A 23817-nucleotide genomic window follows, 5' to 3' on the forward strand; every position below is an offset into this window, starting at 1 on the left:
ATCGTATTTCCATGACCTGATCGCTCAGGCCGGTTATACGTCGCTGCTCAAAGGAAGTGAGGTTGTTTGTCTATCTAAGCCCTTGACGAACTTAAATAAATTTACTTCCAAACTTCTTTGTGAGCACTTGATTTCGTTTAAGCAGCTAGTGACCCTGTTACAGATCATTCGCCTGCGCACTCATTCCAAGCGCCCACACTTATCGGTTGTCTAGTTTTTAAAGAACATGGTATTCGGTACTACTTTGTCAGTTTGCTTACTTGCATTTGCTTTCGCATTTACGTTTCAACAAAACAGAAGCGAGATTATGAACGATTTTTTTTACCGTGTCAAATTGTTGCAATCAAACGACTTATTTAATTTGCTTGCAAAAACTGCCACTAAAACCGACCACACTTTTGTTTCACAACTGCGTAAAACAAAACCGCTTCAACTGCCAAGCCCGCTACTATAGCACGATTGCGGTAACTACACATAGAACGTAAAGACGAAACCATGACTGAAGAAATTTTGATCAACGTAACCCCCTTTGAAACCCGCGTGGCGCTTGTCTCTCACGGCACGTTGCAAGAGGTACAACTTGAGCGGACCATGCAAATGGGCCATGTCGGTAATATCTACCTCGGCAAGGTGGTGCGCGTATTACCGGGCATGCAAAGTGCCTTTGTTGACATCGGCCTTGAGCGCGCGGGGTTTATCCATATCGCAGAGTTACGGGAAAATCGCAGCGAACGAGTCGCCGCAGTCACCCCTACAGCTATCGAGAAAATTTTATTTGAAGGCCAGAGCTTGTTGGTGCAGGTCATCAAAGACCCCCTCGGCACCAAAGGGGCAAGGCTGTCGACTCAAATCAGTATTGCCGGCCGTATGCTGGTGTTTTTACCTCACGATCCGCATATTGGGGTGTCGCAGAAAATAGATTCAGAGGCTGAACGCCAATCGTTGCGTGATCGAGTGGCCGCGTTGATCGGTGACGAGACCAAAGGCGGTTATATCGTGCGCACACAAGCAGAAGGCGCGACTGATCAAGAGCTAAAAGCTGACATTGATTATCTGGCAACGCTTTGGCGTCTCGTACAAGCGAAAGCTAAATCACTGCCTTCACCATCAGTGCTGCATCAAGACTTAACGCTCGCCCAACGGGTAATGCGGGACATGGTGACCCCAAATACGCATCAGATTCTGGTTGACTCTAGAAGCACGATGACTGAACTGGTCGCATGGGCCAATATCTACACCCCTTCAGTCACTGATCGCATCCAACACTACAGTGCAGAGCGGCCGCTTTTTGATACCGCTAATATCGAGGATGAAATATTGCGGGCCATGTCACGTCGGGTGGATTTGAAATCAGGCGGTTACCTCATCATTGATCAGACAGAAGCGCTCACGACCATTGACGTTAATACCGGCGGTTATGTTGGCGGTCGCAACTTTGATGACACCATCTTCAAAACCAACCTGGAGGCCACGCACGCAATTGCTCGGCAATTAAGGCTGCGCAATCTTGGTGGCATTGTGATCATTGATTTTATTGACATGGAAGATGCCCGCCATCGAGAGGCTGTGCTCGCCGAGTTGAATAAATCTCTATCCGTCGACCGAACCCGTGTCACGGTGAATGGTTTTACGCAATTGGGTCTCGTCGAAATGACTCGTAAGCGCACGAGAGACTCGCTTGCGCATCAGTTATGTGAGCCTTGCCCTACCTGCCAAAGTCGAGGCAGCGTGAGAACAAATCAGACGATTTGCTATGAAATCTTGCGAGAAATCTTGCGAGAGGCGCGTCAATTCAATCCGAAGGAGTTCAGAATTTTTGCCTCACAAGGGGTCGTCGACCTGTTCCTGGAAGAAGAAAGTCAACACCTGGCCATGCTCGGTGACTTCATCGGCAAACGGATCTCTCTTGAGGTCACAACGGGCTACACCCAAGAGCACTACGACATTGTCCTGACCTGAAGTTGCTATGCAAGTGTTAGTGCAAACCCATTTGATGTAAATTGCAGTAAGCACCGCCTTTTGCAAGCAACTCGAGGTGTGTGCCTTGCTCAATGACGCTTCCGTGATCCATGACAACGATGCTGTCCGCGTTTTGTACCGTCGACAGTCGGTGAGCGATGACGAGGGTGGTGCGGCCTTTCATGAGTGTTTCAAGGGACATCTGCACCTGCCGCTCTGATTCGTTATCTAAAGCAGACGTGGCTTCATCCAAAATCAAAATGGGTGCATTTTTAATCAAAGCCCTTGCAATTGCCAAGCGTTGGCGCTGACCACCGGACAGTCTGGTGGCATTCTCGCCCACCTGTGTATGAATGCCTTGAGGTAATTTATCGACAAAATCCAATAAGTTCGCCGCTTGCAGTGCGGCACGGATTTCTGACTCGGATGCTTCGTGCAGCGCACCGTAGCCGACGTTAACCGCAATCGTATCGTCAAACAGCACGACGTCTTGACTGACAAGCGAGAGATGCTTGCGCAAGTTGCTCAGGCTAATCTGTTCGATATTCTGATCATCGATTAACACTTCCCCAGCGCTCGGAAGAACAAATCTTGGCAACATGTTGACCAAGGTCGTCTTACCGCTACCGGATCGTCCGACAAGAGCAACAGTTTGTCCCGGTTCGACAACGACATTGATTTGATTGAGGGTATTTGCTTCTGCATCAGTAAATCGATGAGATAAATTTTTAAACGCGATCCTTCCCTTGACGGGATGAGTGAAGTCCCCACGCACCGTTTCAATTTCGGACGGTTGATCAATCAGCGAAAAGATACTTTCTGCGGAAACCAGCATTTTTTGCGTACGACTAGACACCTTAGTCAACCGCTTGATTGGGTCAAATATTTGCGCCAATGCAGCCATGAACGAAGCGAAACTGCCCACGGTGAGCCCACCATGCTGTGCTTGCCATAACGCCACTGCGATGACCGCGGCAACGGCAAATGCAGTGATCACTTGGGTGATCGGAGTCAAGGCCGCGTCTGCGGTAGAGGCTCGCATATCAAAACGACGTAACCGCCCGCTGACATAAGAGAACCTATCTCTCTCGTAGCGGTATCCATCAAAAAGTTTGATCACGCGCTGACCATCGATAGCTTCGTTGACCGTTCGGGTCATCTCTGCGTTCATGGAGATCATCTCACGATTGATCTTACGCAGCCGATTTGTGAATATCTTAGAAATCACCACCGAGAGAGGCATGGTGAGGATGATGATCAGCGTCAGTTGCCATGACATATAAAGCAACACGGCAATCATGGCGATCACCACCATTGACTCGCGAACGATAGTCGTCAACACATCTGTTGCAAAGCTGGTGACATTGCCCGCATCGACGGTAAATCGGTTGAGCAGCCGACCCGAATCGCCCTTTTTAAATTCACTATCGGGCATGGTCAACAGTTTGTCGAACATATCCCGTCGCACCCCAAGCAGCACATTGTTGGCAGCCCAGGACAATAAATAGTCGCTGAAAAAGTTACAGACGCCTCTTAGCAAAATCAAACCCACGATGGTGAGCGGCACGATCCAGATATAAGATGGTTTGCCACCAGTAAAACCTTCGTCTAGCAATGGTTTCATGGCGACAGCCAAGGTGGGTTGAGTCGCTGCAGCGCCAGCCATGAACAATGCCGCCAACAAGAGACCTTTCCAATTTGAACCCACACGCGTGTAAATGCGACGCCACAAGTCTTTGTTCGTGGGCGACGACAAATTGGGAGGTGATGAATCAGCGGTGGTCAAAGTGAGGATCCGTATAAATTAAACCAAGAGTGTTGCGGATTTTACCCGCAGAGTCCTCTCGATTCGGCTACTTTACGTGGGTTTACTTTGGATAACCGTCGCTTTGTCGTATTCTCACAAAGTGAGCAAATCTACCAACATGCCAGTGACACTACCTTCCGTTCTCATCAGGCTGCCCAATTGGGTCGGCGATGTTTGTATGAGCCTACCCATCCTCGATATGTTTGAAAAGGCACAGATCCCTTATGCCTTGTGTGCAAGGGGTTGGGCTCAACAACTTTTATCCGGATTCAACGCTGAAGGGTTTTGTCAGATCAACGGAACCCTATTGCACGATATAAAAGCCGTTCGTGCTTGGACACGGCAACATACGAGCTATCAACGTGCCCTCGTGCTTCCAGACTCTTTGTCGAGCGCGCTTATTTTTCGCACGGCGGCTTTAAACAGTGTTGGTTACCGGGACGACGGTAGAAGCTTTTTGTTGACGCATGCTGTTGACAAATCTAATCCTGCGCAGCACGCTGCTCAATACTGGTTTGAGTTGGCTCGACAAGCATTACATCGGTGGGAAATCTCGAACGACTTGCCAGCCTTGCCTGAACAAGTGTGTCTTCGCTTGACAGACCAACACCAAGCTGGGGCATTGAAATTACTATCGACGCACGGGCTCTCACCTAAAAAGTTTGTCTTAATTGCCCCAACCGCTACTGGTTTACATCACGGGCAAGTCAAAGTCTGGCCACATTTCGCCGCGTTGACAGAAGCGCTACAAAATGAGGGACATTTAGTCGTCATGTGCCCGCCTCCGTTGGAAATGATCGCGGCCAAGCGTGCCGCGCCCAGCGCAATGATGCTGCCGCCGCTAGACCTCGGAAGTTTTGCTGCGCTGAGTCAATTGGCCTCGTTGGTTGTTTGCAACGATTCGGGCGTTGCCCATGTCGCCGCAGCGGTAGGTGCAACTCAAATTACGCTTTTTGGCGTGACCAATCCAAATAGGACGCGACCTTGGACACCAGCCAGTATTAATCTAGGTTCGCAAGACCATTGGCCAACTATTGATGAAGTCGTTGAGCAATCAGCGTTGAGCCTTGAGCGTTTGCGGTAGCTTTAACATTGTTTTCACCAAACTTTGCTGACATCCATACAAATCCCTTCGCTGCTGCTTTATCCACCTAACCTCTGCCTACTATTGTTAGTGACAGCGGTTGTGTTGGCCTTGCTGAGAAAAAAACAAGCGGCAATGACGTTAACTGCAGCTGGCCTACTGTGGGTGTTGATCTGGTCGTTGCCCATCAGTGCCTTGTATTTCGGTGGTCGATTGGAGGCCAAAGCGGACTATCTGCCTCCAGCGCAAGCGCCCAAAGCGGACGTCATCGTCGTTCTTGGGGGTAACACCCAAAGCAATCGCTCAAACTGGTTCGAGCCTTATAGTCGGTCGACTGCAATCGATCGAATCGATCGTGCGGCAGATCTTTATTTTGAAAACAAAGCCAGCCACATTGTCGTTTCTGGCGGATCGCTCGAAGGCCCGACCAGCGAGGCGCACGGCATGGCGAGGGTCTTGCGCCAGAAAGGTATCCCAGAATCCGCGATTGTGCTAGAAAACAATAGCCGAAACACATACGAAAACGCCCTTTTTAGTCAGCAAATTATTCAGCAGTTTGGTTGGTCGAAAGTTGCTGTGGTCACTTCTTCCCTTCACATGCCACGTGCCATTGCTACCTTCAAAAAACTTGGCGTTGATGCGGTCCCCAGTGGTGTTCCACCGCAGATCGTTAAGTCAAACCACTTACTCATTAACCCTTGGTTGCCACACACTCGCACCCTCGAGGCGAGCCGCAGCATCATCAAAGAATATTTCGGCCTCTTCGGCTACTGGTTACGTGGTTGGCTATAGCGCCCCAGACTCGACACACGACAGGCGTCATTGAGCTCGTGTTTCGACGGATTTTGTATACAGTGCTTCGTACTGATCAGTGACGTTGGCCCACGACAGGGACTCGACGAGGTGCCTACTCTGTTCAATGAATGTGCTTCTTAGCTCAGCAGAGCTCATGACAGCCGTAATCGCGGTTTTGATTTCGTCAGGGTCGTCTGGATGCTCTAAAACCCATGCATCGCTACCGTGTGTGACATATTGAGCAAACCCGCAATATCTGGGGTGACTAACGACCACGGGTAAACCATTTGCCATTGCCTCAAGCGGTGCCATCGCAAAACTGTCGCCTAAGGTTGGATGTACATAAATATCTGCAGCTGCATAGTAGGGCTGAACATTGGTCGTAGGCAGCACAAAGAGCAGTCTTCGCGAGGTAAACAGGGGATGCGCTCGTAATCGCTCTTGCACCTCTTGCTCAGCACCAACGACCAACACCTTATAGTGCGCGGGTAAATCTTCGGCTGCTTTGAGCAATTGCTCAAGCCCTTTACGCAATGGATTAAGCGCAACCAGCAAACAAAGTACATTCAGCTGCTCTACGCCCAGCATGGTTCTCGTTTGCTCCCGTATCAACGGGTCAACACGGACTGGATCGACCCCCGGGGGGATGACTTGTACCGGCAAATCTTCACCATAAGCCGCTAACAGTTGCTCTTTAATGACAGGCGCAACGGCAACGACCTGTCGGCCCGCTTGATGCGTCATGCGAGCCCCTTCAAGCCAAAAATAAACTGCATTTCGAGGGCTACACCAGTGCAGGATCTTCGCCCATTTGCCACGCCCATTTAAGCGCCGAAAACGGACCGGACTCACATGCATCACCTGTATTTGCCCGGCCGGACCATCCATATTTGAGTGCACGATATCAAAGCCCTGACGAGTTAACCGAGCTGCTTGTATCGCAAAGTGCCATACGCGAAGCCAGCTAGGCCACCAGCGCGGCCCTAAAATTTTGACCTCGTGAACAGGCAACTGATGATCAAACTCGTGTGCAATAACCGTCACATCATGAGAGCGACGCAATAAATGCGTCACTAAATCGACGCTGTACGCCTCTGCCCCGCCAAATCGGCGACCGAAACGATCGACCAAAAAAGCAATGCGCAAGGGCTTATGCACCGCGCCTGTCCTCGTGAAGCGTGAGCACTTTCTGAAAAAAACGAATCAAATGCGTCTGGCGCCAAATACCCACCCGATTAATTTCAAAAGCATCACCACCAACATGCGCTAATCCACGTTCTGTCGTGGTCGCATTCGTATAGCCCGCGGCAAGCGCCATGTTTGCATGTGCAGGCCGATGGTCTCCATAGGGATAACAGAAGGCGGTCACTGCTTGATCGATCGTGCTTTCTAGTATCCGCTTTGATTCGACCATTTGAAAGACCGCTTGATCGTCTGAGATATCAGTCAAGTGGACGTGATCTAAGGTGTGAGACCCCACTTCTTGACCGCTACGCGCCCAACGCCGAATTTCATCGGCAGTCATCAGATCAGCGGCAGGAACATTCTTCGATAGATCCCATCGATTAGAACCCCCAAACTCGTTTGCGACGAAATAATTGGTTGATGAAAACCCGAGTTTTTGCAATACGGGCAAAGCGTTGATCAACACATTGCGATAGCCATCGTCAAAGGTGATCCCAAACACCTTTCCGTGACGTTCACCAGAAAGGTAGGGCATCAAGTCTTGCATACTTAGCCCTTGGTAACCCAGTCTTGATAACCAAGTCATTTGGCGTTCAAAACTTTTAGGATGAACGGTCAAACTACGAAATCGCGTACCTCGCGGTGCAGGTATCGTGATTTGGTGGTACATCAAAACAGGAATCGGTTTCAAACGAGAACAAGTCGTGGTGCTCATCTTATTTGTCTCCCGCTTGATAAACGGCCAGCGTTTCAGTCACAAATTGCCGCAAATTGAAGGTGGTGAGCGCTTTGACTCGGGCGCTTTGCCCAAAGGTTTTCAGCACTTGCGGCTCTTTCGCGATGGCGTTGAGGACCTCAGCAATCGCGCTGGCATCGCGAACCGGCACAATCCATCCCTCTTCGTGATCGGTCAGGTTTTCAGGTAACCCACCCACCCGAGTGATCATGACAGGTAAACCCTGCGCCATGAGTTCGCGACAAGCAAAGGATAAGGCTTCACGATAAGAAAGAACGAAGCCCACGTCACAGGCTGCCAGCACCGGACGGACGTCATCGATTAAACCTGGAAACGAAAACTGGTGACGAACACCGATCGCGTCAAGCCGAGCAACTTGATCTGCCGAGGGTGGGTCACCGATCACCACTACGTGAAAGCGATCACGTACCGCTGGATCCAATAGAATCAATGCGCCAGCGAGATCCAACCACCCCTTGTCATCATCTGTGCCACCTGAACTACCCAACACTATTTTGTCAGGCAACGGTGAGCCAAGATGTTTCACACGTAAAGCCTGGTATTCGGTTTCAGTCACTGGCGTGAAGTAATCAGTGTCGATACCATGTCGAACCGTCACGATTCGATGCCGCCGGTAAGGCGATTTCAATAACAATGCAGAAATGAAATCACTGACGCCAATTGCCGCATGGGTGGCGAGCATGGCTCGAATCCAGTTGCCAATACTGTTGATGGGATGATCGTTATGCTTGGTCAAAACAATACGTGGTTTGGGCGACAACCCAATCGTCGCCAGCATCACTAGTTTGTGATCACTTGAACCATTGACATGAATGACGTCAAAGCGATGATGTTTGATCAGGCGTCGCAACACTTTACAGGGCCCAGCAAGCTCGGTAACGCGCCCAGGGAACGACAAATCTACCCGATTAACGGCAGGAATATCGGCCGCATAACGATACAACCGACTCGATGCCGGCGTGGCCAAGGTGATTTCATTGTGCCCCGCCAGTCCCCGCATCAGATTCATGAGGTAAGTCACGTGACCGCCGCCATTGCGGGGATGAAAATTGGTGTACAGAATTTTCAACGCTTGTCTCGCTTGTTGCGCTGGTCATGCGTTGAGCGGTGATCGTTGATCAGCATCAATTTGGCATACCGATAAAAACTACCGGACGCAGCGGTCACGGCAAGCACAAGCCCATATCGTCCGTCTAAGAACCCACGTCTCAAAAAATAAATTCGAATAAACGTCCAGAAAGCGTGCCCTAAAGCACCGAAAACACTGGTGCGCTTGCCTTTGTTTGCCATCATGGTTGCTGCATCGCTCGAATAGCGATTGATTTTGAGAATCAACGCATCGAGATCGGGGTACGGAAAATGTAGCAAAGAGGCCTTCAGTGTCCCGACACGATCTTTTGTGACAACCTTTTCATGCACTGGAACATCAGAAAATCTTGCGCTTTCCCTTTTGAACAACCGCAAGACATGATCAGGCCACCAGCCGCTGTGGCGAATCGCCTGCCCACAAAATTCAGATAATCTTGGTATCTGGTAGGCCGACTCGATGGGGTTCAACAACACCGCGACGATTTCGTGCTCGAGCGCTTCGGTCACGCGCTCGTCTGCGTCAATGGACAACACCCAAGCATGGTTAGCCAAATCCAGTGCGCGATTTTTTTGTGGCCCAAAACCTGGCCAGTCTGCGACAACATGGACCTGAGCGCCGCAGCGCTTCGCTATATCAATCGTGCCATCGGTGCTGCCAGAATCAAGCACAATCACCTCATCAGCAAAGGCGACCGAGGCTAAGCACGCTTCAATATGGCGTGCCTCGTTCTTGGTGATAATGATCACCGACAGTCCTAAGCTTTGTTGCGGCGTGCTCGCTTCCATAACTTCCATTTGTTGTAGAGAGGGCCCCAGAAAGGATGCGCAGCAAGCCAAATGCGTTGTGCAATCCAGAGAAAACCTCTGTTTCTGACAGCGAACCGGTAGATATGGGCCGTATCCTGGCCGGCGACGTTCTGACCATACGCATCGGTCGTGTAGAGATGTTTAAAACCAGCCTCTTTCGCCAAGGCGACATAATCTTGATCAAAATACCCTTGTGGCCAGCATAAATGATCTGACACTGATCCGAGTCTTTCTTGCAACACGCGGCGCGACTGAGCAAGATCCTCCATCATTTTTGCATTTTTACTCTCTGCATCAGGTAGCAACAAATCCCAACGCTCATGTGTATGCGTATGGCTATGGAACTCGAAACTACCTGTCTGCCGCATGAGTTCAACTTCGCTCCAACGCAGCATGACCTCATCCTTACGGTCTGAGAACATCAACGCTTTTGCCGTTTTGTGTGTCGGGGTATCTGGCAACGCTGAGCCACTGCCCAGATGAGGTCTGCAAGGGCCCTCACCGATCAAACCAGTAATCACGAATAACACGGCGGACATGCCGTATTTCTTGAGCACCGGGTAGGCGTACACGTAGTTATCAAGATAACCGTCGTCGAAGGTAATCAAGATGGACTTTTTCGGAACCGGCTTGCCTTGCAAAAAACTCGCAAATTCGTCACACGTCAGGCTGCGATAACCCGATCGCGCCAAACAGCTGATTTGACGTTCGAAGTTGGCGGGCGACGTGGTAATCATGCCCGCACTCGGTGAGACATGGTGGTACATCAAGACGGGCACACAAAACGCTTGGCTCATGAGTTGGCGGGCCCAGTGCAGGTTAGATGACCCAAATCCTGCAACCACTTAACGTATACCTCTTCGGTGCGTTCGCCAAGGCGCTCGGTCGTGAAAATCCCGTCAGTCCAGATGCGCTCGAAGCCGATTTGACCCATGCGCACGCGAACATCAGGATGATCAACTAAGGTTTGGATGGCTAACCGTAAGGCGTTTGTATCTTTAGGCGGCACGAGTAATCCCGTCACGCCTGGGATCATCATTTCTCGTACGCCCCCGACATCGGTACCAATCACCGCCAAGCCACTCGATGCGGCTTCAACGAATACGGTACCCAACGCCTCTTGTTGGGTCGCTAAGGCGAAGAAATCAAAACCTGCCAACAAATTCGGTACGTCTTTGCGAGTCCCGAGAAAGTGCACCTGTTGAGCTAGGCCTGCGGTTTGTACCCGCGCCTGCAGTGCTTCGATTAACGGTGAACCGCCACCGACGAGCACCAAATGAACCGTCCTTTGTGCATGCAGAATTGGCTCGATGGCATCCAGCAAATACGCATGCCCTTTATTCGGTCGCATGACGGCGACACAACCGACGACGGTGTCTTCGGCTGATAAGCCAAGTTCGCTTCTCAGCGTCGATTTTTCAACGGGCGGGGTCAACACCACACCAGTGTAAATTGTCTCAACCAAGTCGCTCGACACGCCGCGCGCAATGACTTGGCGGCGGACGTATTCGCTGACGGTTGAAATTCGGTGCGGCAACCAGGTATAGGTGAGCAGTGAGCCAATCTTGCTCGCCAAATGTCTGGTGCGAACGATCAGCGGGATTTTGGCCAAACGCCCTGCCGCCGCAGCGATGAGCGTATCTTGTCGACTATGGGTATTCAGCACGTCGAAACGACCTTTGCGCAAAATTCGTGTGAGCTGAATCACGCCTTTGAGGATGTTGACCAGACCGTCCATGTACAGGGTGTGGACGACAAAACCAGCGTCTCTCAGCTTCTGCGTTAATTCTGCGTCGGGTTGACAGATCGCTTCGAGGTAATGACCACGGTCACGCATGGCTATCATCTCTTTGTAAATACGATGCTCTTGACCACCAAAGCTAGTTGCTGCTTCAGAATGGACAATTCTTAACGTCTTGTTCGCCTGCATCAATAAGTTACCTGCACATCCGAAGGTGAAGTCCAGTGAGTGAGTTGCTCGACCAGAGAGTCGGGCAAGCGCACTCGCCAAGAGTCTCCGAGCCGGATCGTACACTGGGCCTGCTTTGTTTCATAGACGATTTCAACGGGCGTGCCAGTGCCTGCGTTATCTTGGGTTGCACGGTGAGGATCGAGCAAAGATTTAAGTTTTTTTGCGTCTGCGTTTCCATTCAAGCGAATGCGCAGCACACGAGCGCGAGCCTCTCGAGCCAGTTGCAAATCGTAAATGCTATCGACGATGATTCGTAAATTGCCTTCATGATCCTGGCTGACCTTGACTTGTGCCATCATGAGGTGATCTTCTTTGAGGCGATGCTTGTGTTCGTCAAAAAGCTCTGAATAAACCGTCATCTCTTGTTGGTCACTGCCATCGTCGAGCACAATGGTAGACATTTTTTTGCCGTTCTTGGACATCCGAGTCTGGATGCTGGAAATCACACCTGCCACCCACTGCTTGTCACGCGAAGGTTCTAAGCGTGAAATCGGTCGAGGGACTAAGGTTCGAACTTCTTTTTTCCAGATATCAAAAAGATGACCGCTAAAAAAGAAACCAAGCGCAAGCTTCTCTGCAGTGAGTTTGTCTTTTAAATCCCACGCGGGGACTCGGGCGAGTTCCATGGCAACGACCTCGCCGCTATCGTCTCCAAACAACGATACCTGATTGGCGCTTCGCTCAAATTGCTCTGCGGCGTCCATTGCTGTTGCTAAGGATTCAATCAGCGCAGCACGATTCGGCTCAATCAAATCAAAAGCCCCGGCACGAATCATTGCCTCAATGCAACGACGGTTAACGGCTTGGCGATTGATGCGTCTGCAAAAATCGAACAGTGACTGGAATGGACCAGACTGACGCGCCAAGATAATCGCTTCGATCGCCGCCTGACCCGACCCCTTGATCGCCCCCAGACCATAGCGAATGGTTCGTGGCGGTAAACCCTGAGCACTATAGGTGTCAAACACAGGCTCAAACCGATAACCAGACGCATTGATATCTGGCGGTAATACTTCAACGTTGTTCGCTAGACAATCACGCCAGAAAATCTGCACCTTCCCGGTATCGTCCATATCCGAGGACAAGGTCGCTGCAAAAAACTCGGCTGGATGGTGAGCTTTCAACCAAGCAGTCTGGTAGGCGATGAGCGCATACGCAGCTGAGTGAGATTTGTTAAAACCGTACCCTGCGAAGAGCTCCATGAGGTCGAACAGTCGCACAGCCATCTGGGTGTCGTAGCCCTTTTTCGCTGCCCCTTGCTCAAATAACTCACGGTGAGCGGCCATCTCTTCCGGCTTTTTCTTACCCATAGCCCGGCGAAGCAAATCAGCGCCGCCAAGCGAGTAACCACCAATAATCTGTGAAATCAGCATCACCTGCTCTTGATAGACAATGACGCCATAAGTACTTTTCAGTGTCTGTTCAAGATCTGGATGAAAATAATCGACGGTTGCACGACCGTGCTTACGATTGACGAAATCGTCGACCATCCCTGACTCAAGCGGACCCGGTCTAAACAGAGCAAGCACCGCAACAATATCCTCAAACGTATTAGGTTTGAGCTTTTTCAACAAGCCTTTCATCCCGTGGGATTCGAGCTGAAACACGGCTGTCGTGTTTGCATCGCAAAGCAACTTGTAACTGGCAGGGTCGTCCAGCGACAACGACATAATGTCAAAATCTGCGAGCTTGGGATTGAACTTGCGAACAAAACGGACAGCCCAATCGAGAATCGTCAGGTTCCTCAGACCGAGAAAGTCGAATTTGACCAATCCGACTGCTTCAACGTCATCTTTGTCAAACTGAGAAACAGCGCTGCCCTCTGCCCCTGGCTGACAATACAAGGGGCAAAAATCCGTCAGTTTGCCAGGCGCAATCAACACCCCGCCCGCATGCATCCCGACGTTGCGTGTCAGGCCTTCAAGCGGTTTAGCAAGGTCAACAAGCGCTTTGACTTCTTCTTCGTTTTCATAGCGTTCACGAAACTGTGGCTCTTCATTTAACGCGCGGTCAAGTGTCCAAGGATCAGCTGGATTCTGTTGAATCAATTTGGATAAGCCATCGCAAAGCATATAGGGCATATCCAAGACACGCCCTGCATCACGCACCACAGCCTTGGCGCCGAGGGTACCGAACGTTGCAATTTGGCTCACGGCTGCCCGACCATACTTCTCTTTGACGTAATCGATCACACGTTCTCGATTATCTTGACAAAAATCAATGTCGAAATCCGGCATAGAAACCCGTTCAGGATTCAAAAACCGCTCAAACAGCAAGTCATAACGAATCGGATCAAGATCGGTAATGCCTAACGAATAGGCAACCAAGGACCCAGCCCCTGATCCGCGCCCCGGACCCACGGGTACCCCATTGTTTTTACCCCAGTTAATAAAATCCTGAACAATCAGAAAATAGCCAGGGAAACCCATTTGGACGATGGTCTTGCACTCAAGCGTCAAGCGGGCGGAATACGTTGGATATTGCTTTTCACGCTCGATCGGGTCTGGATAAAGTTGCGCCATGCGCTTGGTGAGACCCGCCTCAGACAATTGAAACAAGTAATCATCCAGCGAAACGCCCTCTGGCGTCGGAAAATCTGGCAAACGGGGCCGACCCAGCTCTAAGGTCAGGTTGCACCGCTTGGCGATGGCGATCGTATTAGCAAGCGCGGAGGGAATATCAGAGAAGCGCTCAACCATCTCTTCGCTGGATAACAAATATTGATCTTCGGTAAAAGCCTTGGGGCGACGCGGATCGGTCAGAATCTGGCCTTCTGCAATACAAACCCTGGCTTCATGCGCCCTGAACTCATCTTTTTCGAGAAACTGCACAGGGTGTGTGGCAACAACAGGCAAACCACAATCACTCGCCAAGCCAAGCGCTGCCTGCACATAGGTCTCGTCGACGTCGGATCCACGGCGCTGCAACTCAATGTAAAAGGCGTTTGGAAAGCACCGTGCCCACTCACGGGCAAGGGCTCTCGCCAATTCTTGCTGCCCGTTGAGTAATGCTTGACCAATATCCCCTGAAGAAGCCCCGGATAGTGCAATCAACCCTTCGCAGTCGTTGAGCCATTCGCGTCGGATCTCACCCTTGCCACGATACGCATTGGTCAACCAGGCCTGCGTTAAAAGCTCACATAGCTTTAAATAACCCTGATGGTTGGCAACCAGAAGTAGAATACGACTAGGTTTGTCGCGATCTTGATCGTTCGTTACCCACATATCGCAACCGGCAAGCGGCTTAATCCCCGCCCCGCGAGCGGCTTTATAAAACTTGATCAAGCCGAAAAGGTTGGTCAGATCGGTTAAAGCAATTGCCGGTTGGTTAAAAGCAACCGCTTTGGCGATCAAATCAGGCAGGCGAACGGTCCCATCCACCACCGAAAACTCGGAGTGGACGCGTAAATGGACAAAACAAGAGCTGGTGGGAGTTTCAGGCATCTGAGAATTGTACCCATTTGCAGGTGGCCAGACGCAAGGATTTTTAAGACGTCATAACGGCGGTTCGAGAGGATGAAAATATGAAATGGGTGGTACTTTGTGCCTGGTTAGGTTCAGTCTTATTTGCACATTTTCGTGGCTACGTGAGGCTGCCCTTGGGCAGGCAACTGCTTGACCACTCAATTTTGCTGGCGCCTTTGAATGCTTTCATGGTGCTCACCTCTAAAGTCGCCACAACGCCTTACATCCCCGTTCAAACCCTGAGTGAACTGAAACTACTTGAAGATAACTGGGAAACCATCCGCGACGAAGCGCTGCATTTGGCGCAATTGCGTGAAATCAAAGCACCTGAGTTACACAATGACATTGGCTTCAATTCTTTTTTTAAATACGGCTGGAAGCGGTTCTATCTCAAATGGTATGACGCAAAACATCCCTCAGCCGAGGCGCTGTGCCCCAAAACGGTCGAGTTGCTGAACCGAATCCCAAGCGTTAAAGCGGCCATGTTTGCTGAACTTCCCCCTGGTGGGCAACTGAATCCGCATCGCGACCCATATGCTGGGTCTTTGCGTTACCACTTAGGCTTGGCGACGCCCAACGATGACAAGTGCTATATCGATGTTGATGGTATTCGGCACAGCTGGAGAGACGGTTTGGGCGTCATTTTTGACGAAACTTATATCCATGAAGCATACAACCGCACCGATAAAAACCGCATTATCCTGTTCTGTGACGTCGAACGCCCGCTCAAATGGGGCTGGGCAAGCGCGTTTAACCATTGGTTTGGACGAGTGATGATGTCGGCCGCTAGCTCGCCTAACGCAGAAACCGATCAGACCGGGTTCATTAACAAGTTAACGCACTGGCACTGGGTCATAGACCAAAAGCGTAGAGCGTTTAAGAAAGCAAACCGGCCGCTTTACAAAGCAACCAAGTTCGGTTTGATTGCCTTGGCGATTATTTTATTTATCGTTGCCTAAAACGACGTTAACGTTGCATCGCAGCCCAAGCTTTTTCAAGTCTCTTGACTGAAACGGGCATCGGGGTTCGCAGCTCTTGGGCGAACAGCGCGACACGCAACTCTTCGAGCAACCACCTGAACTCATCTAGCGCAGGGTCGCTCGCGCCCTTGAGCGCCGATCTGGCGCGCACATATTGTGACACCAAGGGCGCCATCTCGGACATCAGTTTGCTATCTCTGGCGGGATCGTTTCGTAACTTATCAAGTCGACTGAGGGCTGCTTTCAAATACCGCGGGACGTGTGTCAGTTGTGCATAGGGAATATTGGTCACAAAATCTTTATTCACCAAGGCTTGAATTTGCTGATGTATATCCTTGTAGGTGGCCGGATAGGCTTTTGCCTGCGGTAATTTGCGCATGAGCGACGCGTACGCATCGAGCACAGTGCCTGCTAAACGAGCTACTTCTTGTGCCAACAAGCCTATTTTCGCTTTACCTTCGACCTTTCTCTGCTCAAACGCCTGCTCATCGGTCGGCAAAGGATCAATGAGACAGGTCAAATCAATCGCGCGATCAATCAACTGGTCTCGAAGTTGTTCTTGAGTCCCGAGTGGCAGAAACAGCATACTGATTTTCGTCAGGTCATGAAGGTTTTTTTCAAGAAACTTAACTTGCTCTTTTAATCCCAGCTTAAACAACCGAAGCAAGCCTTTGCGGTGCGCACAGGCTGCTGTTTGAGGATCTTCAAAAACGTCGATGGTGCATTCAGCACCTTGATCGACCAGCGCCGGATAACCAATCACGGTTTGCGACTTCTTTTTTATTTCAAGCAGTTCGGGCAGGGTACCGAAGCCCCAGGCAGTAATATTTTCGTGGGCGATCGCTTGCGCTATCTGTTGGTCACTCGTCACCATTTTCGTGAAACTTGTCTGGGCCTGTTTGCCAAGGTCTGCCCGAATTTGCGCCAAGTTACGTCCTGCCGACAACATCCGACCGTGTTCGTCAATCACCCGAAAGGACATGAACAGATGGGCGGGTAGTGTCTCGACCTTGAAGTCAGCGACAACAGGGCGGATACCGAGTTGCTCGGACATATCGCAGATCAGTGCGTCAATCAGCGTGCAACCGGGATCACCCAGTCGATCAAACCAGCGTTCGTAAAAGCCAGCGGCATAATCGGGCAAAGGGACACAATGACGGCGAATTTTCTGAGGTAAAGACTTCAGCAGCAGATGCACCTTTTCTTTCAACATACCTGGCACTAGCCACTCACAGCGGTCTGCCTCGACTTTATTTAAAAAGAACAGAGGCACGGTCAATGTGACGCCGTCTTTGGGAGACCCCGGCTCAAAGTGATAATCCACAGACAAATCAACGCCTTGCCAGCGCAACACCTTGGGAAAGACGTCAGTCGTGACACCTGCCGCCTCATGACGCATCAGAGCTTCTCGCGTCAGTAGCAAGGTTGACGCGGCTTCCTTAGTCAAACCTTTGTACCAGTGCTCAAGCGTCGCGGTTTGATGGATACCCTCAGGCAGTGCCGCTTCGTAAAAGGCCTTGATCAAACTATCATCGACCAAAATATCTGGGCGGCGAGACTGATGCTCGAGTTTTTCGATCTGCTCGATCAATTGACGATTTTTCGCAATAAACGGCAGCGACGAATTGATTTCACCAGGGACCAAGCCCTGTAAGATAAAAATCTCGCGTGCCTGTTTTGGGTCGATTGGGCCGTAATGAATGCGTCGACCTGAATACACGTTCAAACCATACAGCGTCGCTTTTTCGTTGGCCACGACTTGCCCGAGCTTTTTCTCCCAACGGGGATCAAACCAGCTTTTGCGTAATAAGTGTTTGGCGCAGCGTTCAATCCAGAGTGGATCGATTTTCGCGACACAGCGCGCATAGAGCTTACCGGTATCCATGATTTCGGCGGCCATGATCCATTTGCCCGCTTTTTTGGCCAGTTTAGACCCCGGATTAATCACGAACTTAATATCCCGAGCCCCAAGATACTGATTACCTTCCTCAGATTTCAAACCGAGGTTACCGAGCAACCCCGTCAGCAAGGCGAGGTGCAACTGATCGTAGGTCGCCTGCGTTTGGTTAAGCCGCCAGCCGTGCTCGTCAATCAAGGTTTTGAGCTGGTGGTGGATATCGACCCACTCACGCATGCGCATGGGCGACAAAAAAAGCTGGCGCAATAACGCGACGAGTTTTCGTTGCGGCATTTTTTGCGTTAATTGCTCCTGGTACCAGGACCAGAGCTTGAGATATCCCAAAAACTCGGATTTATCGTCTGAAAACTTACTGTGTGCTTGATCAGCGAGCTCTCTTGCCTGCATGGGTCGATCACGAGGATCCTGCACGGATAAAGCCGCTGCGACCACGAGCATTTCTGTCATGCAATCTTGATCCCTGGCCGCCAAAATCATTCGGCCGATGCGAGGATCAAGCGGCAACTTTGCCAACGCTTTGCCCGTGGCCGTCAACGCGCCGCCATGCTCAATGTCCTGTCGCAGTGCGCCCAGCTCTTGCAATAGATGATAACCATCGGCAATGGCCCTACCGGTAGGTGGATCGACAAAAGGGAACTGTTCGATCTCATCCCAACCCAGAGATTTCATCCGCAAAATAACGCTTGCGAGCGATGCGCGAAGAATTTCTGGGTCAGTAAACGCATCACGTTGTTTGAAATCCAGTTCGTCATAGAGACGAATACAAATCCCCGGCCCTAATCTGCCGCAGCGCCCTGCCCGTTGGTTGGCAGAGGCTTGACTCACCGGCTCAATTCTTAATTGCTCCACCTTATTTCGCCAGGAGTAACGTTTAACTCTGGCCAAACCGCTGTCAATCACGAACCGTATACCCGGAACTGTCAGTGAGGTCTCAGCAACATTGGTCGCCAAGACAACGCGACGCGCATTTGTTTTCGGCTTGAAAATCTGCTCTTGCTCTTCTTGTGAGAGCCGCGCATATAAGGGCAGAATTTGAGTCGTCGTTTGCTGAGTTTTGCGAAGTGCCTGTGCCGCCTCTCGGATTTCGCGTTCACCCGGCAGAAAGACGAGGATATCCCCAGCGCCAGTGCGTGTGCATTCATCCACCGCATCGACCAGCGCGTTAAGCAGTTCTTTTTCTTCGTCTCGAATAGAAACTGGCTGCGACGCAGTATTGCCTGATGCCGCGCGCTGCGGTTCATCCTCTTGGTCAACCTCAGGTTTGATGGGGCGATACCGAATATCCACCGGGTATAGCCGACCAGAAACATGGATCACCGGGGCGGGATCACCGTTGGCATTGGCGAAGTGTTGAGCAAAACGAGTGGCATCGATCGTGGCGGACGTAATGATGACTTTGAGATCGGGGCGCCGAGGCAGAAGCTGCTGCAGGTAACCGAGCAAAAAGTCGATATTCAGACTGCGCTCGTGCGCTTCGTCAATGATGATGGTGTCATAGCGACTGAGTAATGGATCGCGTTGTGACTCAGCCAGCAAAATCCCATCAGTCATCAATTTGATGGCGGTCGCTTTGCTGCTCTTATCTTGAAAACGAATCTGATAGCCCACCCAGTCGCCCAACTCACTCTTGAGCTCTTGCGCGATTCTCTTGGCTACTGAACTCGCTGCCAACCTTCTGGGCTGCGTATGGGCGATCATTTTGTTCAGCCCTCTGCCAAGCGCTAAACATATCTTTGGTAGCTGAGTCGTTTTACCCGAACCCGTCTCGCCGCTCAGAATAACGACTTGGTGTTCGCCAATCGCGTGTGCGATTTCAACCCGGCGAGCGCTGACAGGGAGATCCTCGGGGTATTCGATGGTAGGGACTTGGCGTGGGGAATTGACAACGCTTTGCGGTGTGAATTCGGATGACAGCAGAGTTTCGGGCATATATTCCTGTCAAAAGTTGAACGCATTATAAAATCCCGCAACATCATATTTTCTATTCACCACTTTTGAGACAAAACAATCCGTGACAACACCCCCTCTCGAAGAAGTCGAAACCCTATCCGCGCAAGAAGCCACTGAGTTTTCACCAGCTCAATTCGTTCGATGGTTTCGAGAGGTTGCGCCCTATGTTCACGCGTTTCGCGGTAAGACCTTTGTCGTCGCATTCGGTGGCGAACTGGTTCAAGCCAATGCTCTCAATAATCTGATCGAAGATTTGTCACTACTATCTGCACTGGGCATCAAGCTCGTTTTGGTGCATGGTTCTCGCCCTCAAGTCAACGAACAGCTTCGCCTGAAAGGTTTCGAACAACAGTTTGGTCGAGGCCGCGAGCCAATGGATACCGCTGCGCTCGAATGCGCAAAAGAAGCGGCTGGCGAAATTCGCTTGGATATCGAAGCGGCCTTCAGCCAAGGTTTGCCCAACACGCCCATGTCTCATGCCCAGATCAGAGTGATTTCTGGCAATTTCGTTACTGCCAGGCCGACGGGTATCATTGACGGCGTCGATTATCGGCACACCGGTCAGGTCAGAAAAATCGACGTTGAAGCACTCAAATTCGCCATTGAACGCGGCTCGATTGTGTTGCTGTCTCCGCTGGGCTTTTCACCCACCGGTGAGGCGTTTAACCTTGCGATGGAAGAGCTCGCCACCAGCGTCGCGACCGCGTTGCGGGCTGAGAAGCTCATTTTTCTGACGCAAGGCCCTGGGGTGGTTGGTACGGACGGCAATGTCAGTACCGAGCTGGCCCGGCTGGACGCGGATGCGCTGCTTGCAGCGGGCGATCTTGATGAAGATACCGCCTTTTACCTGCAATACGCCTCAAAGGCCGTCAAGCGTGGCGTCACGCGCGCCCACTTGGTGCCGTTTAATACGGATGGCGTCGTTTTACTTGAAATTTTTACCCACGACGGGGTTGGCACCATGGTTGTCGAAGACACGCTCGACGATTTGCGGCCAGCCACCATTGATGATGTGGGCGCTATCCTGCAACTGATCGAACCGCTCGAAGAGGACGGCACCTTGGTCAAGCGCGGCCGGGCCGTGATTGAGCGCGATGTGGAAAACTTTACCGTGTTAGAGCACGACGGCGTCATCTATGGCTGTGCCACCCTGCATTCGTTTGCTGCGGATCAGATGGCAGAAATGGGCTGCCTGATTGTGCATCCCGAGTGGCAAGGCACAGGTGAAGGTGAAATTTTGCTCAGGCATATGGAATCTCGCGCTCGTGGGCATGGTGCCAAACGGCTCTTCGTGCTGACCACCAGGACTTCACACTGGTTTATTAAACGTGGGTTTGTTCAAGGCGGTGTGACAGATCTGCCCAAAGAAAAACAAGCACACTACAATCGGTCACGAAACAGCCTGATTTTTATCAAACGTCTCTAAGACATCACACGCATGTTTTGCAAGCTGTCAGCGCCGTATTAAAGGAAACAACGATGAGCCGTACCGTCAATTGTCTGAAACTGAAAAAAGAATTGCCTGGTCTTGATTTGCCTCCCTATCCTGGTGACATGGGGACAAAAATATGGCAACAAATTTCGAAAGAAGCGTGGCAGAACTGGATGGATGTTCAGACTCGCCTCGTCAACGAGAATCGGCTGAACCTCGCCGACGCTCGTGCCAGAAAGTACCTGAAAGAGCAAATGCAGAAATACTTATTTGAAGATGGCGACGTCGAAGCGCAGGGCTACGTCGCCAGCTAGCGTCTACGGCTGGGCAGGTGTGTCGCCTTTCGCGGTGACAAGGGCTTCCGCAAATTTGACGCCTCGATGACGTACATCATCGCCATGAATCATATAAATGATGCGCTCTGCCATATTTTTGCTGTGGTCACCAATACGCTCAATTGAGCGGGCGATAAACATCAAGTCGATGGCGCGAGCGATGGTTCTGGGATCTGCCATCATGGCATCGATCAGCTTGAGAAGGGTTGCCTTCCACTCACGATCGACTTCTTTATCGCTGCGAACGACTTTTGCCGCGAGCACTGCGTCATGCCGAGCGAAAGCATCCATCGTTTGATTGAGCATCGAAATCACACAATTCGTCATGTGCAAAAGCTCAACAGCAGGCAGAAATGCCTGCGTATCAGTGTGGATACGTTTTGCCGCAGCAGCAATCTTTTCTGCTTCGTCCCCTGAGCGCTCCATGTCGGTGAGCATTTTCATGATCGACAGCAACATGCGCAAATCGACGGCGGTTGGCTGATTTCTGACCATCGTGCCGGTGACGCGTTCGTCAATCTCGATTTCAAGCTTATTCACTTCCTTTTCGCGAGCCTTGATACGCTCAATAATGGTTAGATCGCCCGTCGAGAGCACACCAATGGCGTCTGCCACCATGGATTCAACTAACCCGCCCATCTGGAGCAGCATAGTGCGAACGCGCTCGATTTCAATGTCAAACTGCTTCAGTGTGTGCTCAGTCATGTCTGGCCTGTATCAAAAAAATCGGTCGAGTCAAGTGAACCTCGACTCGAAACTCATCTTAGTTATCTTTGCATTGCATGTTAAGTGTATGTTATGTCACTTTCATGACACAACATGACGACTTAGGGCAAGTCATTAGCCGATTCGATAAATGCCCTTGTCATTTGTGGCTAATAGGGCAATATCAGCCCCTTTTAAGGCGAACAATCCGTTGCAAACGACGCCAGGGATATTGTTGATCGCGGTTTCGATCAGCTTTGCGTCAACGATTGGCAAATGATGGACATCAAGAATTTCGTGACCATTGTCGGTGACGAAACCAGTTCTGGGGATAGGTTGACCCCCCATCAAAACCAGTGCTCGTGACACGGACGCACGCGCCATCGGGATCACTTCGACTGGCAAAGGAAATTGCCCAAGCTGATGCACCAACTTAGAGCCATCTGCGATACAGATAAACTTCTCTGCAACCGATGCGACTATTTTCTCACGGGTAAGTGCCCCGCCCCCACCCTTGACCATTTCTAAGTGGTGGTTGATCTCGTCAGCACCATCCACATAGACTGGCATGGCGCTGACCGCGTTTAAATCCAGCACGCGAACGCCACCAGCAATCAGTCGTTTAGCACTTCTTTCAGAACTGGCGACTGCCGCGTAGAACTGGTCTGCGTGTTTAACGAGAGCGTCAATAAACAGATCTGCTGTCGAACCAGTCCCTATCCCGATCACAGATTGTGTATCGAGCATGGGCAAAACCAATGCTAATGCGGCATCTGCAGCCTGTTGCTTTAACTCTTGTTGCGAAAACATATCAAATTTCCCCCGCTTTAAGGCTGGAATCGTAACCGATCACTAATGCATGGTAACAATCGTCGATTAAGACACGATTGACCTTAAGAACTGACCGCTTCAACCGAGCGAGATTCGACAACCGCGCCGCTTCGCTCGGGCGACCTTGCCAACACCGATCGAAATCAATCAACCAAACCTCGTCGTGTTGGTCGACCAAAATATTGAAGACATTCAAGTCAGCGTGATACACCCCGAGTCGATGCATCTGCGCAATCACTTGCCCCGCCCGCCCCCAAACTTTCGGGCTAGCAGCGTCACTGATTGGCCGAGCCCCCGGAATTCGTTCGGTCAGCATGGCAGCTTGATAAAACAAGCCACGATGCCACACAGCCATCGCCAACGGGCGAGGGACTCTCAGCCCTTGCACATAGAGCTGATGTAACAAGCCCAATTCTTGGTAGGCTCGGGTGTTTTGCAGCCCAATCCACAGGTAATCGTGCTTGGATAGCTTGGCCGCCCACCCCCCCCGACGATATTGCCTGAGAACAGCATTGACCCCTTCAACCGATACAAACCAAGCAGCATTACGCCCGCCTTGCGACACAGGATGAGCCGCCAAGCTACTATGGGTGGGATCAAACCAATCAACACTGGGTGCTTTAAGCTTGGTTTGATCAAAAAATATATCAATCGTTGAGCCGCTGGCGTGGGTAAAGCCAGGCATTAGATCAGCCGTTTTGAGGCTTAAGACTAACGAGGATGGTTTGGCTGGCGAGATCGTCATTA

Annotated in this window: 19 protein-coding genes; 7 read left to right on the forward strand and 12 right to left on the reverse strand. The window is 51.0% G+C overall.

The window, feature by feature from the left end; all coding sequences use genetic code 11:
* Together AC1W8Y_RS04810 and rng are read left to right on the forward strand one after the other, a co-directional pair.
* Positions 1–214, forward strand: a 214-nt coding sequence (locus tag AC1W8Y_RS04810) for a hypothetical protein (RefSeq protein ID WP_482013339.1), incomplete at its 5' end; no start/stop codon positions are given.
* A gap of 281 nt (positions 215–495) precedes the next feature.
* Positions 496–1959 (forward strand): ribonuclease G, encoded by a 1464-nt coding sequence (gene rng / locus AC1W8Y_RS04815; protein ID WP_482013340.1) that lies wholly within the window; start codon positions 496–498, stop codon positions 1957–1959.
* Positions 1960–1975: 16 nt separating this feature from the next.
* On the opposite strand, the gene msbA is transcribed toward rng, so the two are convergent.
* On the reverse strand, positions 1976–3745 hold the full coding sequence (gene msbA, locus AC1W8Y_RS04820) for a lipid A export permease/ATP-binding protein MsbA (protein ID WP_482013341.1): 1770 nt from the start codon (positions 3743–3745) through the stop codon (positions 1976–1978).
* 199 nt (positions 3746–3944) lie between these two features.
* Between msbA and AC1W8Y_RS04825 the strand changes: the two genes are divergently transcribed.
* Positions 3945–4850 (forward strand): glycosyltransferase family 9 protein, encoded by a 906-nt coding sequence (locus AC1W8Y_RS04825; protein WP_482013342.1) that lies wholly within the window; start codon positions 3945–3947, stop codon positions 4848–4850.
* 135 nt (positions 4851–4985) lie between these two features.
* Positions 4986–5642 (forward strand): YdcF family protein, encoded by a 657-nt coding sequence (locus AC1W8Y_RS04830; protein ID WP_482013343.1) that lies wholly within the window; start codon positions 4986–4988, stop codon positions 5640–5642.
* A 27-nt stretch (positions 5643–5669) separates the two neighbouring features.
* Here the strand turns inward: AC1W8Y_RS04830 and AC1W8Y_RS04835 are convergent, their stop codons facing one another.
* The 7 genes from AC1W8Y_RS04835 to dnaE are packed head-to-tail and all read right to left on the reverse strand — an operon-like array spanning position 5670 to position 14898.
* Entirely contained in the window at positions 5670–6803 is a 1134-nt protein-coding gene (locus tag AC1W8Y_RS04835) for a glycosyltransferase family 4 protein (RefSeq protein ID WP_482013344.1), read from the reverse strand.
* Positions 6796–7500 (reverse strand): polysaccharide deacetylase family protein, encoded by a 705-nt coding sequence (locus AC1W8Y_RS04840; RefSeq protein ID WP_482013503.1) that lies wholly within the window; start codon positions 7498–7500, stop codon positions 6796–6798. The genes AC1W8Y_RS04835 and AC1W8Y_RS04840 overlap by 8 nt, the downstream gene beginning before the upstream one ends.
* Before the next feature lie 46 nt (positions 7501–7546).
* Entirely contained in the window at positions 7547–8656 is a 1110-nt protein-coding gene (locus AC1W8Y_RS04845) for a glycosyltransferase (protein WP_482013345.1), read from the reverse strand.
* Positions 8653–9462 carry a glycosyltransferase family 2 protein gene (locus AC1W8Y_RS04850; RefSeq protein ID WP_482013346.1) on the reverse strand — a complete coding sequence of 270 codons (810 nt, stop codon included), beginning with the start codon at positions 9460–9462 and terminating at the stop codon, positions 8653–8655. The genes AC1W8Y_RS04845 and AC1W8Y_RS04850 overlap by 4 nt, the downstream gene beginning before the upstream one ends.
* Positions 9432–10280, reverse strand: coding sequence for a polysaccharide deacetylase family protein (locus tag AC1W8Y_RS04855; RefSeq protein ID WP_482013347.1), 849 nt, complete (start codon positions 10278–10280; stop codon positions 9432–9434). Before AC1W8Y_RS04855 ends, AC1W8Y_RS04850 begins: the two co-directional genes overlap by 31 nt.
* Positions 10277–11413: a glycosyltransferase family 4 protein gene (locus AC1W8Y_RS04860; RefSeq protein WP_482013504.1), complete on the reverse strand. Its 1137-nt coding sequence runs from the start codon at positions 11411–11413 to the stop codon at positions 10277–10279. Before AC1W8Y_RS04860 ends, AC1W8Y_RS04855 begins: the two co-directional genes overlap by 4 nt.
* Positions 11413–14898 carry a DNA polymerase III subunit alpha gene (gene dnaE, locus AC1W8Y_RS04865; protein ID WP_482013348.1) on the reverse strand — a complete coding sequence of 1162 codons (3486 nt, stop codon included), beginning with the start codon at positions 14896–14898 and terminating at the stop codon, positions 11413–11415. The genes AC1W8Y_RS04860 and dnaE overlap by 1 nt, the downstream gene beginning before the upstream one ends.
* An 80-nt stretch (positions 14899–14978) precedes the next feature.
* Here dnaE and AC1W8Y_RS04870 point away from each other — a divergent pair, with 80 nt between their 5' ends.
* Positions 14979–15878, forward strand: a complete 900-nt coding sequence (locus AC1W8Y_RS04870; protein WP_482013349.1) for an aspartyl/asparaginyl beta-hydroxylase domain-containing protein — start codon at positions 14979–14981, stop codon at positions 15876–15878.
* 7 nt (positions 15879–15885) lie between these two features.
* Here the strand turns inward: AC1W8Y_RS04870 and hrpA are convergent, their stop codons facing one another.
* Positions 15886–19746, reverse strand: coding sequence for an ATP-dependent RNA helicase HrpA (gene hrpA / locus AC1W8Y_RS04875; protein WP_482013350.1), 3861 nt, complete (start codon positions 19744–19746; stop codon positions 15886–15888).
* Positions 19747–19828: 82 nt separating this feature from the next.
* Here hrpA and argA point away from each other — a divergent pair, with 82 nt between their 5' ends.
* Complete coding sequence (gene argA, locus AC1W8Y_RS04880; protein WP_482013351.1) at positions 19829–21193, forward strand: amino-acid N-acetyltransferase; 1365 nt, start codon at positions 19829–19831, stop codon at positions 21191–21193.
* Positions 21194–21246: 53 nt separating this feature from the next.
* Positions 21247–21513, forward strand: coding sequence for an oxidative damage protection protein (locus AC1W8Y_RS04885; protein WP_482013352.1), 267 nt, complete (start codon positions 21247–21249; stop codon positions 21511–21513).
* Between the two features lie 3 nt (positions 21514–21516).
* Here the strand turns inward: AC1W8Y_RS04885 and phoU are convergent, their stop codons facing one another.
* The 3 genes from phoU to AC1W8Y_RS04900 form a co-directional block, all read right to left on the reverse strand.
* Complete coding sequence (gene phoU / locus AC1W8Y_RS04890; protein ID WP_482013353.1) at positions 21517–22239, reverse strand: phosphate signaling complex protein PhoU; 723 nt, start codon at positions 22237–22239, stop codon at positions 21517–21519.
* A 135-nt stretch (positions 22240–22374) separates the two neighbouring features.
* A complete protein-coding gene (gene rpiA / locus AC1W8Y_RS04895) occupies positions 22375–23049 on the reverse strand; it encodes a ribose-5-phosphate isomerase RpiA (RefSeq protein ID WP_482013354.1) in 675 nt (224 codons plus the stop codon).
* A 1-nt stretch (position 23050) separates the two neighbouring features.
* Entirely contained in the window at positions 23051–23815 is a 765-nt protein-coding gene (locus AC1W8Y_RS04900; RefSeq protein WP_482013355.1) for a 3-deoxy-D-manno-octulosonic acid kinase, read from the reverse strand.
* Between the last annotated feature and the right edge of the window lie 2 nt (positions 23816–23817).

This window comes from Jezberella sp. (assembly GCF_964834465.1).